A 15,646-nucleotide genomic window follows, 5' to 3' on the forward strand; every position below is an offset into this window, starting at 1 on the left:
GGACGGCGGGGCGGGGGGCGGGAGGGCGTGGCGGCCGCGGACCGGGCCCGGAGGGAGTGAGGGGCGGGCGGGGGCGAGGCTGGGCATGAGCGTCGCCCGGCCGGCCGCGTCGAGGAGGATGGCGCCCGGGTGGACGGCCCCGTGGCAGGCGCCGCCGGTGTGCAGGGCGGTGAGCTGGTCGAGGACGGCGAGCCCGATGGCGGCGACCTCGCCGGGCGGCAGCGGCCCGCGGGCGGCGAGGACGTGGTCGAGCGGGGTGTCGACGGCCAGCCGGGCGAGCGTGGCGGCGACGAGCGGCGTGGGCGGTGTCCCGGCGGGCCGCAGCATGGCCCGGATGAGCGTCCGCAGCGGGTCGGCGCCGGTGGCGGGGGCCTGCCCGGGCGGGCGGCCTTCGACGGCGAAGTGCAGGGTGGCGGCGAGTGACCACAGGTCGGCCGACTCCCGCATGCCGGGCGCGGGCATCCCGAACCCGGTGAGCAGCGCCCGCCCGGTCCCGGTCAGCAGCACGTTGGCCGGGTTGACCCGCCCGTGCACGATCCCGGCCGCGTGCGCCGCCTCCAGCGCCGACAGGACGCACACCCCGATGCGCGCCGCCTGCTGGACGGCCAGCGGCCGCCGCGCCCGTACGCTCTGCTCCAGTGACGCCCCGGAGACGAACTCCATGACCAGCCACGCCTCGCCGGAGTCGACGAGCACGTCGAGCAGCGGCACCGCCGAGGGGTGGGCGAACCCGGCGGCCCGCCGCGCCTCGATCACGGCGAGTTCGCGGGACTCGGCGGGGACGCGCAGCATCCGCACGACGACGTCGCGGTGCTCGTGCTCGTCGAACGCCAGCAGCAGCGTTCCGCCGCCGAGGGGGTTCAGCAGCCGGTAGCGCCCGCCGAGCTTCCTGGTCTGTGTCATGGCCGGCTTCTCGCCTCCGGGACCGGGGGGCCGTTGCAGGGGATGGTGTACCCGGTCAGGTGCTCGTCAGCCACGCCTCGTGCGCCGCGTGCACCTTGATCCAGAGCTTCTCCTTCTCGGCCGCGCTCACGTCGTCGAGGGGCAGCTCGAAGATGTCGGCCAGGGCGGCGTAGTAGTCGCGGGCCGAGTCGAGCGTCACGGTGAGCACCTTGCCGCCGGTGCGCGACAGCACCAGCCCGCGCAGCGTGTCGACGCCGAGCGCGTCGCGCCGCTGCACGACGGCCGTCCGCACGAACCCGGAGTCGGGCGAGGTGGTCAGATGCCGGTGCATCGCCTCGAAGGCGCTCATCTCCGCCGGGGCGAGGCCGAAGTCCATGCCGATGAACGAACCGGCCGGGTCATGGTCGAACCGCCACCCGCCGGGCGCGACCTGCGACGGACGCAGCCCGTACGTGAAGGGTCCTTGCCGGTACGTGCCCGCGACCAGCGGGAGCGGCTCGTGCAGGCCGTCGCCGAGCCCGGCGTCGACCAGCCACGCGCCGCCGGGGTTGTCCGGCGCGGGAAGGCCGCGCACGGTGAGGACGAGGTGGTTGGCGGTGATGCCAGCCTCGCCGCCCCGGTTCTGGACGCCGCCCACGTGGCGGGTGACGTCGTAGCCGAGCGCCGCGAGCAGCGCCGCGAACGCGCCGTTGAGGTGGTAGCAGTAGCCGCCGCGCCCGGCCGCGATCCGCGCCGCCGACTCGTCCGGGTCGATCGTGGTCGGCCGGCCCAGCCAGACCTCCAGAGCCTCGTACGCGACCCGTTCGACGTGGGCGGCGTGCAGCGCGCGCAGGGCGTCGGCGGAGGGCGGGGCGGCGGGCTGGCGGAGGCGGTTCAGGTACGCGGGCACGTTCACCTGCCCAAGTCTGCACCGGATGTGCACGAATTGGGGAGTGCCCTCTGCACAGCCCCCTTCTAGGCTTTCCGGCGTGACAGAGCAGCGACGCATCCTCGTCGTCGAGGACGACGCCACCATCGCCCGCGCCGTGCGCGACCGGCTCGCCGCCGAGGGGTTCGACGTGCGGGTCGCCGCCGACGGGCACGCCGCGCTGGCCGAGTACGGCAGGGCGGAGCCGGAGCTGGTCATCCTGGACCGGCTGCTGCCGGGGCTCGACGGGCTGGAGGTGTGCCGCCGGATGCAGGCGGCCCGCCCGGTGCCGGTGCTCATGCTGACCGCGCTGGGCGAGGAGACCGACGTGCTCGTGGGGCTCGGCGTCGGCGCGGACGACTACCTGGCCAAGCCGTTCAGCATGCGGGAGCTGGTCGCCCGCATCCACGCGCTGCTGCGGCGGGTGGAGCGCGCCGGGCAGCTCGCCACCACGGAGGACGCCGTGGTCCGGGTCGGCGAGGTGGAGATCGACACGGCGGCGCGGCGGGTGTTCGTGGGCGGCACGGAGGCGCAGCTCACGCGGACCGAGTTCGACCTGCTGCGCCGGCTGGCGGAGCGGCCTGGCCAGGTGTTCGAGCGGGAGCGGCTGCTGTCGGACGTGTGGGGGTTCTCGGAGGCTGCCGCCACCAGGACCGTCGACAGTCACGTACGGGCGCTGCGCCGCAAGCTCGGCCCGGACGTGGTGCGCACCGTCCACGGCGTCGGCTACGCGCTGGTGCGCCGATGAGGCCGCTGGACTTCCTCGGCCGCATCAAGGTGAAGCTCGGCATCGTCATCGTGCTGGCCGTCGGCACGGCGTTCGTGGTGAACGAGGTCGGCATCAACGCCGGTTTCTCCAGGGACGTCCGGATCGCGGTCGCCGTGGTGCTCGCCCTCATCATGGTGCAGCTCCTGGCGATGGGCATGACCAAGCCGCTGCGCGAGATGGCCAGGGCGGCCCAGACGATCGCCCAGGGCCGCTACACGCTGCGCGTGCGGGCCACCTCCCGCGACGAGGTGGGCGAGCTGGCCAGGGCGTTCAACGCGATGGCCGACGACCTGGGCGAGGTCGACAGGCAGCGCCGCGAGCTCGTCGCCAACGTCAGCCACGAGCTGCGCACCCCCATCACCGGCCTGCGCGCCGTCCTGGAGAACGTCGTCGACGGCGTCTCCACGCCCGACCCCGTCACCATGCGCACCGCGCTCGCCCAGACCGAGCGGCTCGGGCGGCTGGTGGCGCAGCTCCTGGACCTGTCGCGGTTCGACTCGGGCTCACGGCTCATCGAGCCGGAGGTCGTCGAGCTCGCGCCGCTCGCCGAGCAGGCGGTGCTGGAGGCGTCGCTGGCGCGCGAGGACGTCCGGCTGCGCGCGGCGGTCCCCGCCGGGCTGGCGGTCAGCGCCGACCCCGACCTGCTGGCGCAGGTCCTGGCCAACCTGCTCGACAACGCCGTACGCCACAGCCCCTCCGGCGGGTCGGTCACCGTGACCGCCTCGGCGTCGGCGGCCGGGGTGACGCTCTCGGTCGCCGACCAGGGGCCGGGCATCCCGCGGGACGCCCGGGGGCGGGTGTTCGAGCGCTTCTCCCGCCTCGACGCCGGCCGCACCGCCGACGCGGGCGGCGCGGGGCTGGGGCTGGCCATCGTCAAGGAGATCGTCGAACTGCACGGCGGCTCCATCCGCATCGACGACTGCGCGGGGTGCCGCATGGTCGTCGATCTTCCCGGGAGGATCACCATGCCCGCCGACCGTCCTTCGGACGCCGCCCCCGTGACCGCGAGGGAGGCCGGCGAGCGTCCCCCCGTCCCCGCCGCGCTCGTCGGGGCGTCGGTGACCGGCGACGCGGCAGCCGAAGCCCCTCAGGCCGGCCCAGCGGCGCCCGCCGAGGGCCCGGCGGTCGCCCCGGCCCCGAAGGAGCCCGTACGCATGCCGGAGAGGCCCGCCGTGGCGAAGGGGATCGGGGCGGCGGAGGGGCTGGCGCGGGTCCTGGTGGGGCTCGTCCTCGGCGTGATGGCGGGGTTCGTCGGGGGTCTGTTCCTCGCCGTGTTCGCGTCCATGGTGTTCGGTGACGGGGCCGGGCTGCTGGTGTGGGTGGCGGGGACGACGCTGGTGCTCGGGGCGGCGGGCGCGTCGATGGGCGCCGCCTCGGCCCGCCGCGCCGCGGACAGGGCACGCGCCACGGCCGTCCCGTACCAGGGCGAGCGGGGTGCGCAGCCGCAGCACGGCGGCGGGCCGCCCGTGTACGTGCCGCCGCCCGTGTTCCCGAGGCCGGAGGTGCCGGAGACGCCGCGCTGGCTGCTGCCGGCGGCGGCGGGGGCGGGGGTGTTCGCGGCGGTGGCGCTGCCCGACGCGCACGTCGGGCTGGGGATCGTGCTGGTCGCGGTGATGATCGGGGCGGCGGCGCTGCCCGCGGTGATGCGGCGGATGACGCCGTGGACGGTCGCGTTCGGGCTGGCGGCGTACTGGCTGATCGCGATGGCGGCCGTGCGGGACGCCGACTGGCTGGTGGGTCTCCTGCTGGTGGCGGGCGCGGGGCTGGTGGCGCTGGCGGTGTCGGGGGCCGGGCTGGGCTGGCTGGGCGTGATCAGGGGCGGCGCGTCGGTGCTGCTGGCGCTGGGGCCGCTGCCGTGGTTCGTGGCCAGGCCGCTGAAGGGGCTGGCGGCGCGGCGGCGGGTGCTGCCGACGCTGGCGGGGCTGGGCATCACGGCGGTGCTGCTGCTGGTGTTCGGGCTGCTGTTCGCCTCGGCGGACCCGGTGTTCGCCGGTTACGTGGACCGGTTGACGGCGGCGCCGGAGTGGGCGGAGTCGCTGCCGTTGCGGATCTTCCTGGCCGGGGTGTTCGCGGTGCTGCTGGCGGCGGTGGTGCTGGTGGCGCTGCGGCCGGTGGTGGACCCGATCGCCCCTGAGGTGCGGGTGCGGGTCAGCAAGGCCGTCTGGCTGGTGCCGCTGACGGCGGTGAACCTGCTGTTCGCGGCGTTCGTCGCGGTCCAGATCACGGCGCTGTTCGGCGGCGACGCGTGGGTGCTGGAGACGGCCGGGCTCACCTACGCCGAGTACGCCAGGCAGGGCTTCTTCCAGCTCGTCGTGGCCAGCGTGGCGGTGCTGGGCATCGTGGCGTTCGCGGCGGGGACGGTCCGGGCGGAGCGGGGCGAGCGGTGGCTGCTGTCGGCGCCGCTCGGCCTGCTGTGCGGGCTGACGCTGGTGATCCTGGTCTCGGCGCTGCACCGGATGGAGCTCTACACGGACGCGTACGGGCTGTCGCGGCTGCGGCTGTCGGTGGAGGCGACGGTGTGGTGGCTGGGCGCGGTGTTCGCGCTGGTGCTGCTGGCCGGGGCGGTCCGGCTGGCGGGGCGCGGCACGGGCTGGCTGCCGCGCACGATCGTGCTGGTGACCGCGGTCGGGCTGGGCGTCTTCGGGATGGCGAACCCGGACCTGCGGGTCGCCGAGTCGCAGGCCACGCTGCGCGGCGTGCAGAACCTCGACGCCGACTACCTGGGCGATCTGGGCGCGGAGGCGGTCCCGGCGCTGGACCGGCTGCCCGAGCCGCAGCGCAGTTGCGTGCTCGCCGACGTGGTCAGGGCCAACGGCCTGGACGAGCCGGATTCGTGGAACGGCTGGAACCTGGACAGGTCACGGGCCCGCGCCCTGCTGGCGGAACGCCCGGTGATCGCGCAGTCGTCCTGTCAGGCCGTGTCCGGCCGCGGTTCCTGATGGTTGAATCTTGGGGTGATGTTCGACGTAGTCATCAGCGGCGGCCGGGTGCTCGACGGCACCGGAGCGCCGGCGTACCGGGCCGACGTGGCGATCTCCGGTGACAGGATCGCGGCGGTGGGCCGCCTCGACGGGGCCGGCGCGGCGACGGTGATCGACGCGGCCGGGCGGCTGGTGGCGCCGGGGTTCGTCGACTGCCACGCGCACGGCGACGCCGTGGTGTTCGACCGGGGCGTGCAGCTCGCGGCGCTGCGGCAGGGCGTGACGACGTTCGTGCTGGGGCAGGACGGGCTGTCGTTCGCGCCGGGCTCCGCCGAGACCGTCGCCTACGCCTCGCGTTACTTCGCCGCCGTCAACGGGCTGCTCACCGAGGGGCCGCTGACGGTGGCCGAGCTGCTCGACGGCTACGACCGCTCGGTGGCGCTCAACACCGCCTACCTGCTGCCGCACGGCACGATCCGCTATGACGTGATGGGCGCCTCGCCGGAGGCCGCCTCGCCCGAGGACCTGGCGGGCATGCTGGCGCGCGTGGAGCGCGGGCTGTCGGAGGGCGCGGTGGGGCTGTCCAGCGGCCTGGAGTACCTGCCGGGCCGCTACGCCTCCGCCGGGGAGCTGGCCGAGCTCTGCCGGCCGCTGGCGGGCCTGCCGTACGTCACGCACATGCGGGCCTACGGCGCCCGCGCCGGGGTCGGCATGGCGGACGTGGTGGAGATCGCGCAGCTCTCGGGCGCCGCGGTGCACGTCTCCCACCTGCACGGCCCCGCCGACGTGCTGCTGCCGCTGATCGACGAGGCGCACGGCAAGGACGTCGACCTGACCTTCGACACCTACCCCTACCTGCGGGCCAGCACGATCCTGGCCATGGTGGTGCTGCCGCCGTCGGTGCCGGGCGCCGAGGTCGACAGGGCGCTGGAGATGATCGCCTCCACCGAGCTCGACGCCTGGTGGGCGGGGCTGGCGCCGACCTGGCCGAGGCTGACGATCTCGCACGCGCCCGGCCTGGAGTGGGCCGAGGGGCTGACGATGGTCGAGGCGGCCGAGCGGGCGGGCGTCGATCCCGCCGCGTTCTGCCGCCGCCTGCTCGTGGAGACCCGCCTGGAGGCCGGCTGCGTGGCCGCGCGCCCCGACGAGGGCCCGGCGGGCGAGGAGTCCGTACGGGCGGTTCTGCGGCATCCGTCGCAGACCGGCGGCTCCGACGGCATCTACGTGGGCGGTCATCCGCATCCGCGGGGGTTCGGGGCGTTCGCCCGGTTCCTCGGGCGGCACGTGCGTGAGCTGGGCGACTGGACGTGGGAGCAGGCCGTGGTGCACCTGGCCTCGCATCCGGCCAGGCGGTTCGGCATGCACGACCGCGGGCTGCTGCGGCCCGGGTTCGCGGCGGACGTGGTGGTGTTCGACCCGCTGACTGTGGGCGACCAGGCCACCTACGACGCGCCGCGCACGCTGGCCGCCGGCGTGGACGACGTGCTGGTGTCGGGTCAGCGGGTGCTGGCGGCCGGTGAGCTGACCGGTGCGACCCCCGGCCGGGCCCTGCGCCCGCGCTGACCGTACAAGATCCACAGGATAAGGTCAGAAGCGGACAAAAGGGGGAGATGTGCGGGAGATGCTTGGACACTCCGTGCTCGACGGCGAGCTCGGGTTCCCGCTCATGGTCGTGCATCGCGACGCGCTGGAGCACAACATCGCGACGATGGCCGCGTTCGCCCGCGACCACGGACTGGAGCTGGCGCCGCACGCCAAGACGCACCTGTCGCCGGAGATCGCCGCGATGCAGCTCGACGCCGGGGCGTGGGGGCTGACCGTGGCCACGCCGCGCCAGGCGATGACCGTGCGCGAGTTCGGCGTGAGCCGGATCATGGTGGCCAACCAGGTCGTGGACCCCGCCGGGCTGCGGTGGGCGGCCGGTGAGCTGGAGCGCGATCCGGAGTTCGAGTTCCTGTCGTTCGCCGACTCGGCGGCCGGGGTCGACATCCTGGCCGCGCACGCCGGGGCGCGGCCGTTCCGGGTGCTGGTCGAACTGGGGCACGCCGGGGGCCGGGCCGGATGCCGGAGCCTGGACGACCTGCTGACCCTGGCCGCGTACGTCCAGCAGACCGGCGGGGTCGAGCTGGCCGGGGTCGCCGGGTACGAGGGGTCGCTGAAGTCGGCGGAAGAGGTCCGGAAATATCTGGACCAGTTGCAGGAGGCCGCCGAGCACCTGCGCATCCGCACCCCGATCCTCAGCGTCGGCGGCAGCCAGTGGTTCGACGTGATCGGCCGCCACCTCGCCGCCACCCAGGCCCGCATCCTGCTGCGCAGCGGCGCCTACGTCACCCACGACGACGGCTACTACCGCGAGCGCACCCCGTTCAACCGGATCGACGGCGAGCTGTGGCCCGCCCTGGAGGTGTGGGCGCACGTGCTGTCCACCCCCGAGCCCGGCCTGGCGGTCGTCGGCATGGGCAAGCGCGACGCCCCGTACGACGAGGGCCTGCCCATTCCCAGGCGCGGCGGCGTCACCATCGTCAAGATGCAGGACCAGCACGCGGTGGTGCACGCCGACGGGCTCAGGCCCGGCGACCTGCTGGCCTTCGGCATCTCGCACCCGTGCACCGCCTTCGACAAGTGGCGGGCGCTTCCCCTCGTCGACCGCGAATACCGGGTCGTCGGCACCATCACCACCCGTTTCCAGGAGTTGACATGAAGAAAGAGCTCAGGACCACCGAAGGCGCCGCCCCGGTCGGCGCCTACTCGCAGGGTCTCGTGGTCGGCGACTTCGTCTACACCTCCGGCATGGGCCCGCTGGACCCGCAGACCGGTGAGATCGTCGGCGGCGACGACGTGGCCGCGCAGACCCATCAGGTCATGCGCAACCTCGGCGCGATCCTGGCGGCCCACGGCCTCGGCTTCGACGACGTGATCAAGGCGACCGTCCACCTCCAGGACCTGCACCGCGACTTCGCCGCCTACAACGAGGTCTACAAGTCCTACTTCACCGAGCCGTACCCGGTGCGCACCACCGTCGGGTCCGAGCTGATGAACATCCTGGTGGAGATCGACTTCGTCGCGCACAAGAGCGCGTAAGGTCGGCTCGTGGACAGTTCGGTGTACGTCTTCGTGGAGGACCTGCGAGGCGAAGGGGTCGAGCGGGTGCTCGACAGGATCAGCGCCTACGGCGTGGCGGGAGTCACCGTCGGCGCCGTCCACCACGCCTCCCGCGACGTCACCCCGCACGGGCTGTCCCGGCTGACCATCCGGCACGACGGGGCCCACCTGGTCCCGCCGGCCGACCTGTTCTCCGGCCTGCGGCTCACGCCGACGGCCGGGCACCAGGACGCGCTCGACGGCCTGCGCGCCGCCTGCACGGCGCGTGGGCTCAAGCTCCACGGCTGGACCGTCTTCCTGCGCAACGCCACCATCGGCGAGGCGCACCCGGACGTGAGCGTGCGCGACTGCTTCGGCGACCGGGGCGCGCTGGCCGACCTGTGCCCCGCCCACCCCGACGTGCGCGACTACGCGGTCGCCCTGGCCAGGGCCGTCGCCCGGCTCGGCGTCGACAGCGTGGTGGCCGAATCGCTGCACTTCAGGCCGCACAAGCCGCAGCGCTCGTTCGTGCCGCTCGGGCCGATGGACGCCTACCTGTTCGGCCTGTGCTTCTGCGACTACTGCATGCGCCGCGCCACCGACCTCGGGGTGAACGCCGAGGTGGCGCGGGACGAGTGCGCCAGGATCGTCGGCAGCGTGCTCGACGGCGACCCCCCCGCGCAGGGCGAGGTGACCAGGGCCGCGCTCACCGCCTACGCCGGCCCCGAGGTCGTCGCCTACGCCCGCGCCCGCTCCGAGACCGTCACCACGCTCGTCTCCGAGGTGGCGTCCGCCGTCGCCGACGAGGGCTCCAAGCTGGTGTTCATCGACTCGACCGGCGCGGTCAAGGGCTACACCGACGGCCTGCCCACGCCCGGCCTGGCCGCCCACGACGCCTGGCAGTTCGGGGTCGACCTGGTGGCGCTCGGCGACCTGGTGCCGGCCTTCGGCGTGCTCGCCTACGCCCGCGACGCCGTCCGGGTGGCCGACGACGTGGGCGCCTACCTGCGTTCCGTGGGCAAGGACCGGGAGGTGCGGGCCGTGCTTCGGCCCGGGTTTCCCGACAGCGACTCCGCCGACCGGCTGGTGGCCAAGGCGCGGGGGGCCAAGGCGGCGGGCGCGGCGGCCGTCGACTTCTACGCCTACGGGCTGGTGCCGCACCCCGTGCTGGAGCGCATCCCGGCCGCGCTGGCCGAGGTCAAGGGCTGACCCCGTCGAGGACCAGCGACACCGTGCGCTCGGCGAACCCGGGCCCGAGCGGCTGCCCGCGGAACACCGCCCGCACCCACACCGCCCCGGCCAGCAGGTCCACGATCAGCATCGGGTCGGCCGAGGCCGCCAGCTCGCCGCGCCGCGCCGCGCGTTCGAAGACCTGGCGCTCGCGGGCGAACCGGTCGGCGAAGAAGCGCCGTACATCCAGCTCCGGATGGTCGACGGCGGCGGCCAGCGCGGCCACGGCGACGTCGCGCGCCGGAGGCTCCGTCAGGAGCCGGCGCAGCCCCTCCACCAGCGCGACCAGGTCGCCGCGCAGGCTGCCCGTGTCGGGCGCCTCGAACGCCAGCAGATCGGCCTCCACCAGCGCGGCGCCGAGCAGCGCGGCCTTCGACGGCCACCAGCGGTAGATCGTCGTCTTGTTGACGCCCGACCGCTCGGCGACCCCTTCGACGGTCAGCCCCGCGTAGCCCTTCTCGGCCACCAGCCGCAACGTCGCATCGAAGATCTCCTGCTGCTTCCTCGGCGCCATGCGATCATTTTCTCCCGGTGAACGCCGTAGCCACGCCCAGCCCCAGGTAGACGACGCCGCTGAGACGGCGTAACGCCCTGGCCCGGCTCGTCAGGCGGTCGCTGAGCGCGCCGGCCGCGAACGCGTACACGATGTCCGACAGCGTGCCCAGCGCCAGCAGCGTCAGCCCGAGCACCACGATCTGCGCCGCCGGCGAGCCCGCCTCCGGCCGGACGAACTGGGGCAGGAAGGCCAGGAAGTAGAGCGTGACCTTGGGGTTCAGCAGGTTGACCACGACGCCTTCGAGGAACACCTTGCGCAGCGGCTGCCGCTCCGGGGTCCGCGCCGCCGCCCCGTCGCCGCCGGTGAAGGCGCGGATGCCCAGATAGACCAGGTACGCCACCCCCGCCCACTTGACGATCGCGAACAGCGTCGCCGAGCGCGCGATCACGTACGACAGCCCGGCGGCGGCCGCGGCGATGTGCACGAGCGTGGCCACCTCCACGCCGACCGCGCTCACCAGTGCCGCCGCACGGCCCTGGGAGAGCCCTCTGGCCATGATGTAGAGGTGATTGGGTCCCGGGATCAGCACCAGGGCCAGCGAGGCGCTCACGAAGAAGACGAACGTCGTCCAGGAGATCACCTGATGAGGGTAAAGGCGGCTTTGGTCCGGGCAGAAGGGCCAATGCACGGCCTGAAATACGGTCCATTGCGGTGCGTGGCATAGTAACTGCGTGAATGGAACTCTCGTCGGCCGCTCGATCGAGCTCGCCCGTCTTGTCCGGGTGCTCGACGCCGCCGCCGAGGGCACCGCCGGGGTCGCCCTCATCGGAGGCGACGCCGGGATCGGCAAGTCCCGCCTGGTCGGAGAGGTGGTCTCCGAGGCGCGCGAGCGCGGCTTCAACGTCCTCGTCGGCCAGTGCGCCGAGCTCGGCGACGCGCTGCCCTACCTGCCGCTGGCCGACGCGCTGCGAAGCGCGGACCCCGAGGTGCGCGAGGCCGCCGCCGCCCACCCCATGCTCAGCCAGCTCCTGCCTGGCACCGAGGGCACGCAGTCGGCCGCGCTGACCCAGCAGCGGCTGTTCGGCACGCTGCTCGGGCTGCTGTCGGAGCTGCAGCCGGTGCTGTTCGTGATCGAGGACCTGCACTGGGCCGACCGGTCCACGCGCGACCTGCTGGTGTTCCTGAGCCGGATGGTCCAGACCGAGCGCGTGTGCGTGGCCGGCACGTACCGCACCGACGACCTGCACCGGCGCCACCCGCTCCGGTCGGTGCTGGCCGAGCTCAAGCGGCTGCCCACGGTGACGAACGTGGAGCTGGGCCCGCTCGGCTCTGGCGACATGTCCGACTATGTCATGACGCTGGGCTCGCTGGACGCCCGCGAACTCGGCATGGTCGTCTCCCGCGCTGACGGCAACCCCTTCTACGCCGAGGAGCTCGCCGGCGCCGTCGCCGAGGGCGAAACCCTGCCCGACAGCCTGGCCAGCCTGCTCATGTCCCGCGTCGAAGTGCTCACGCCCGCCTCCCAGCAGGTGCTGCGCGCCGCCGCCGTGGCCGGCCGCCGCGTCGAGGACGAGCTGCTGCGCGAGGTCTCCGGCCTGCCCCTGCCCGACTTCGAGGAAGCCGTACGGGAGATCGTCTCGCGCGGCCTGCTGCGCGTCCACGGCCACGGCTACGCCTTCCGCCACGCCCTCCTCCAGGAAGCCGTCTACACCGACCTGCTGCCCGGCGAGCGCACCCGCCTGCACGCCGACTTCGCCCGCCTGCTCACCTCGCCCGCCGAGCTCGCCCACCACCACCTGGCCAGCCACAACCTGGCAGGCGCCGTCGCCGCCTCCGCCGAAGCCGGCCGCCTGGCCGAGCGCCTGGGCGCGCCCGCCGAGGCCCACCGCCACTACGACCAGGTGCTCAGCCTGTGGGACCGGGTCAGTGACGCCGCCGAACTCGCCGGCGAGAGCCGCATCGCGCTCGCCTTCCGCAGCGCCGTCATGGCCGCCGACAGCGGCGACAACCACCGCGCCGTGCACGCCCTGCGCGCCCTGCCGCCCACCTCCGAGGTCAGCGAACGGCTCGCCTACTACCTGTTCGAGATGGACGACACCGAAGGCGCCATCGCCGCCGCCGAACACGCCGTCAACACCGCCTTCGACCAGACCGCCCTGGCCCGGGCCCTCGCCACGTACGCCCGCGCCCTGCTGTGGACCCCGCGCCACGCCGAGGTCGAGCAGCTGGCTCACCGCGCGCTGGAGACCGCCCGCGCCGCCGGGGCCAAGGACGCCGAGGCCGGCGCCCTGCTCACGCTCGCCACGTTCACCGAGGTCCGCCACGACGTCATCCGCGCCCACGAGCTGATCGAGCTCGCCTCCGCCGAGAGCACCGGCGACCTCGCCATGGACCTGCGCGCCCACTTCCACCATGCCCGCGTCCACTACGAGCAGGGCCTGCTCCGCCAGGCCGCCGAGGTCGCCGACGAGGGCATCCGGCTCGCCGACGAGACCGGCCTGCGCTGGAGCACCTACGGCACCGACCTGCGCTTCCTGCGCTTCCTCATCCACTACGTGGCCGGCGAATGGGACGAGGCCGAAGCCGTCGCCTCCGGGTTCGGCGCCCGCGTCGGCACCGTGCCCGAGGCCACGCTGTCGTCCTTCGCCCTGTTCATCGAGGTCGCCCGCGGCCTGCCCGCCGTGGAGAGCCGGCTGGCCTGGCTGCGCCCGTTCTGGGACGACGCGCTCGTCGTCTACATGTCACGCGGGCTCGCCGCCGAACACGCCCTGTGGACCGGCGACCCCGCCGCCGCCCTCGACCACGTCGCCGCCGCTCTCGACTCCCTCCTGCCCGGCGAATCCGGCACCGTCCGCATCGCCGCCATCGGCCTGTGGGCGATGGCCTCGCTCGGCACCACCGAAGGCGCCGACGAACTCGCCGACCGCGCCCGCTTCGCCGTCGACTCCGGCCCGGTGGGCGAACGCGGCCCCATGGGCCCCGAAGGAAACGCGTGGGCGCTGCGCGTCGAGGCCGAAAGGCACCGCGTCCACGGCCGCCTCGACGTCTCCCTGTGGCGCCAGGTCGCCGAAGCCTTCTCGTACGGGTTCGTCTACGAGGAGGCGCGGGCCCGCTGGCGGCTCGCCGAAGCCCTGCTGGCCGCCGGCGAACGCGACGAGGCCCAGGCCGAGTGGGAACGGGCGCGAGAGACGGCCCTGAAGCTCAAGGCGGCCCCCCTGGAGTCGGCCCTGGCCGAGTTCGGCAAACGAGCCCGCTTCGGCGCCGGCCAGGGCAACGGGCACGTGGACGGCGCCCTGACCGCCCGCGAACAGGAAGTGCTCCGGCTCGTCGCCGAAGGACTGACCAACCGGGAGATCGCCGAGCGGCTGTTCATCGCGCAGAAGACGGTCAGCGTGCACGTCTCGAACATCCTGGCCAAGCTCGGCGCCTCCACCCGCACCCAGGCCGCCGCCACCGCCCGCCGCCACGGCCTCCTCGGCTAGGGCTTCGCCGCCAGCTCCCTGACCACCTGGATCAGCTCCGCCGGATCGAACGGCTTCGTCAGATAGGCATCGACACCCAGGCCCCGGCCGCGCCGCTTGTCGTCATCCTGCGCCCTGGCCGTGATCAGCACCACCTTGATGTGGCTCGTCGCCTCCTCGGCACGCAACCGCTGAGCCGTCGTCCAGCCGTCGAGGCACGGCATCATCACGTCCAGCGTGATCACGTCCGGCATCACGTCCAGCACCTGATCCAGGCAGTCTTGCCCGTCGGTCGCCGTCGTCACCTCGAACCCCTCAAGGTTGAGATTGACCGCGATCAGCTGACGGATGACCTCGTCATCGTCCACGACCAGTACTTTGCCAAGAACCTCGCCCACGGCGGCAAAGCTACCCGTAGCAGGGCGCTCACGTGCGGTTTTCGCGGGATGTGTGCACGGACGGTTATCTGGTGCCGAGTGGTCGCGGGATACTGGTAGCCTTATCACTCGTCGAGCCCCCTTAGCTCAGGGGATAGAGCACCGGCCTCCGGAGCCGGGTGCGCAGGTTCGAATCCTGCAGGGGGCACCGCTCGACAGCCAGGTCAGACATCGTCTGACCTGGCTTTTTGCTTATTGGCCGATCGTTCGGCCGTGCCCTCTCGCCGCGCTTCCGCTCGCACGATGCGGCGAGTCTCGCGAGCCACTGGCGATGCTCCCGTGCGCGATCCGCGCGTTCGATCCCCACCTCGTCATGTCCGGCCACGCATCGGCGGCAGATCCGCTGCGGGACCTTCCACGTCGTGCCCGCCCGCTCGGCCATTGAGCCGCAGGCACGCCCATGGACAGCCGCCCGGCGACCCCCGGCGCGGTGGGTGGACTTCGGCACCGCCCGATCCGTCGGGGCCAGGGGACCGGGTCGCCACGCGGGTGCGGCCTTCGATCGTGGCGAGGTCGTCGCGGTTGCAGACGACCTCGCGGCCGATCCGGCGGAGGACGCGTGCCTTCAGCGGCGGGCTCGCCGGCGGCTTGGCGGGAGTCGCCAGATGCACGAAGGCCGCTCCCTGTGTGCGGACGGCTCAGGAGGCGAGGAAATCGAAGTGGAAGCCGACGAGGAATAACCCGAACGCGAGCCATCGGGCAGGGTGAGCCGGCCGGGCGCGGTCCAGCAGGAAGGCCAGGCCTCGGCTTGCCGGCAGACACAAGCCATAGATGAAAATCACCCACGGCAGCATGAAGATTCCAACGGCTATCAGCGCCATCACGAGCACGGGCGCTATAAGCATTACCAAGTAGCCTTCGGATTTCAGCTCAGATTTGGATTTTCCTGTTGCGTCGGAGGAGCTGATATACCAGAAGGGCGCCGCGAATACTGCGATGAAGAAGATCGCGAGGAGGACGCCGATCGCGATCTTCCATCTGCCGTCGAGAGCGCCGACGGCCTCGTTGTAGGCCTTGGCAGCCTCTCGCGCAGGACCGAACGTGTCATCGAACAGGCCGATGACGGCGATGATTATCCAGGTGATCGCGGAAAGGACAGAAAGTATGGCTGCCGCCCGCTCGGCGCCTCGGGTGAACCGTGCTCGCCATGGAATTCTGGCCAGTTGCTTGCCGAACGCGCGGAGCGCGTCGGGGCCGATCAGGTCGAGGACGACTGTAAGCGCGGCGACAAACTGGAGCGCCTTCCCCCAGCGGGCCCAGTAGAAGAGGGGCTGCCCCCAGAGGGTGGCGCCAGTGAGTTGCTGCCCGTCCCGCCAGCGCATCCATAAATCACAGAGTTCCCCCACGTGTACAGCGTGATCGAGCGGTCGGGGTACGTCCAGCGAGATGCCGATGTCTGAGGCGTCCCTATCCGACGCTGATGGCGGATCCGGAGTTTCCA

At 73.2% G+C, this 15,646-nt stretch carries 13 protein-coding genes and 1 tRNA gene; 8 read left to right on the forward strand and 6 right to left on the reverse strand.

What is annotated here, in order from left to right; all coding sequences use genetic code 11:
• The coding region (locus KME80_RS23870) for a serine/threonine-protein kinase (RefSeq protein ID WP_219508352.1) at positions 1-903 on the reverse strand (903 nt) is incomplete at its 3' end.
• Positions 904-958: 55 nt separating this feature from the next.
• Positions 959-1,798, reverse strand: coding sequence for an arylamine N-acetyltransferase family protein (locus KME80_RS23875; protein ID WP_308125901.1), 840 nt, complete (start codon positions 1,796-1,798; stop codon positions 959-961).
• Between the two features lie 73 nt (positions 1,799-1,871).
• Between KME80_RS23875 and KME80_RS23880 the strand changes: the two genes are divergently transcribed.
• Genes KME80_RS23880 through KME80_RS23905 form a run of 6 tightly spaced genes read left to right on the forward strand, consistent with a single transcriptional unit; the run spans position 1,872 to position 9,790 of the window.
• Positions 1,872-2,558, forward strand: coding sequence for a response regulator (locus KME80_RS23880; RefSeq protein ID WP_219508354.1), 687 nt, complete (start codon positions 1,872-1,874; stop codon positions 2,556-2,558).
• Complete coding sequence (locus KME80_RS23885) at positions 2,555-5,518, forward strand: DUF4153 domain-containing protein (protein ID WP_219508355.1); 2,964 nt, start codon at positions 2,555-2,557, stop codon at positions 5,516-5,518. Before KME80_RS23880 ends, KME80_RS23885 begins: the two co-directional genes overlap by 4 nt.
• A gap of 18 nt (positions 5,519-5,536) precedes the next feature.
• Complete coding sequence (locus KME80_RS23890) at positions 5,537-7,063, forward strand: N-acyl-D-amino-acid deacylase family protein (RefSeq protein ID WP_246645639.1); 1,527 nt, start codon at positions 5,537-5,539, stop codon at positions 7,061-7,063.
• A gap of 58 nt (positions 7,064-7,121) precedes the next feature.
• A complete protein-coding gene (locus KME80_RS23895) occupies positions 7,122-8,201 on the forward strand; it encodes an alanine racemase (RefSeq protein WP_219508357.1) in 1,080 nt (359 codons plus the stop codon).
• Complete coding sequence (locus KME80_RS23900) at positions 8,198-8,581, forward strand: RidA family protein (RefSeq protein WP_219508358.1); 384 nt, start codon at positions 8,198-8,200, stop codon at positions 8,579-8,581. The genes KME80_RS23895 and KME80_RS23900 overlap by 4 nt, the downstream gene beginning before the upstream one ends.
• 9 nt (positions 8,582-8,590) lie before the next feature.
• Positions 8,591-9,790, forward strand: a complete 1,200-nt coding sequence (locus KME80_RS23905; RefSeq protein WP_219508359.1) for a hypothetical protein — start codon at positions 8,591-8,593, stop codon at positions 9,788-9,790.
• Here KME80_RS23905 and KME80_RS23910 read toward each other — a convergent pair.
• Complete coding sequence (locus tag KME80_RS23910; RefSeq protein ID WP_219508360.1) at positions 9,780-10,325, reverse strand: TetR/AcrR family transcriptional regulator; 546 nt, start codon at positions 10,323-10,325, stop codon at positions 9,780-9,782. The two genes, KME80_RS23905 and KME80_RS23910, sit on opposite strands and share 11 nt — an antisense overlap.
• A 4-nt stretch (positions 10,326-10,329) precedes the next feature.
• A complete protein-coding gene (locus KME80_RS23915) occupies positions 10,330-10,947 on the reverse strand; it encodes a LysE family translocator (protein WP_219508361.1) in 618 nt (205 codons plus the stop codon).
• A 91-nt stretch (positions 10,948-11,038) separates the two neighbouring features.
• On the opposite strand from KME80_RS23915, the gene KME80_RS52810 reads away from it, so the two are divergent.
• Positions 11,039-13,789, forward strand: a complete 2,751-nt coding sequence (locus KME80_RS52810; protein WP_219508362.1) for a helix-turn-helix transcriptional regulator — start codon at positions 11,039-11,041, stop codon at positions 13,787-13,789.
• Here the strand turns inward: KME80_RS52810 and KME80_RS23925 are convergent.
• A complete protein-coding gene (locus KME80_RS23925; RefSeq protein ID WP_219508363.1) occupies positions 13,786-14,166 on the reverse strand; it encodes a response regulator transcription factor in 381 nt (126 codons plus the stop codon). The genes KME80_RS52810 and KME80_RS23925 overlap by 4 nt on opposite strands.
• 115 nt (positions 14,167-14,281) lie before the next feature.
• On the opposite strand from KME80_RS23925, the gene KME80_RS23930 reads away from it, so the two are divergent.
• Positions 14,282-14,353 (forward strand) — tRNA-Arg (locus tag KME80_RS23930).
• A gap of 490 nt (positions 14,354-14,843) precedes the next feature.
• Here the strand turns inward: KME80_RS23930 and KME80_RS23935 are convergent.
• Positions 14,844-15,527, reverse strand: coding sequence for a hypothetical protein (locus KME80_RS23935; protein ID WP_219508364.1), 684 nt, complete (start codon positions 15,525-15,527; stop codon positions 14,844-14,846).
• Positions 15,528-15,646 lie beyond the last annotated feature (119 nt).

The organism is Nonomuraea ceibae (assembly GCF_019396325.1).
GTDB lineage: Bacteria > Actinomycetota > Actinomycetes > Streptosporangiales > Streptosporangiaceae > Nonomuraea > Nonomuraea ceibae.

Coding starts and splice junctions, on each gene's coding strand:
- KME80_RS23910 (WP_219508360.1), bottom strand. CDS start 10,325: ATGGCGCCGAGGAAGCAGCAGGAGATCTTCGATGCGACGTTGCGGCTG.
- KME80_RS23895 (WP_219508357.1), top strand. CDS start 7,122: ATGCTTGGACACTCCGTGCTCGACGGCGAGCTCGGGTTCCCGCTCATG.
- KME80_RS23900 (WP_219508358.1), top strand. CDS start 8,198: ATGAAGAAAGAGCTCAGGACCACCGAAGGCGCCGCCCCGGTCGGCGCC.
- KME80_RS23885 (WP_219508355.1), top strand. CDS start 2,555: ATGAGGCCGCTGGACTTCCTCGGCCGCATCAAGGTGAAGCTCGGCATC.
- KME80_RS23935 (WP_219508364.1), bottom strand. CDS start 15,527: ATGCGCTGGCGGGACGGGCAGCAACTCACTGGCGCCACCCTCTGGGGG.
- KME80_RS23890 (WP_246645639.1), top strand. CDS start 5,537: ATGTTCGACGTAGTCATCAGCGGCGGCCGGGTGCTCGACGGCACCGGA.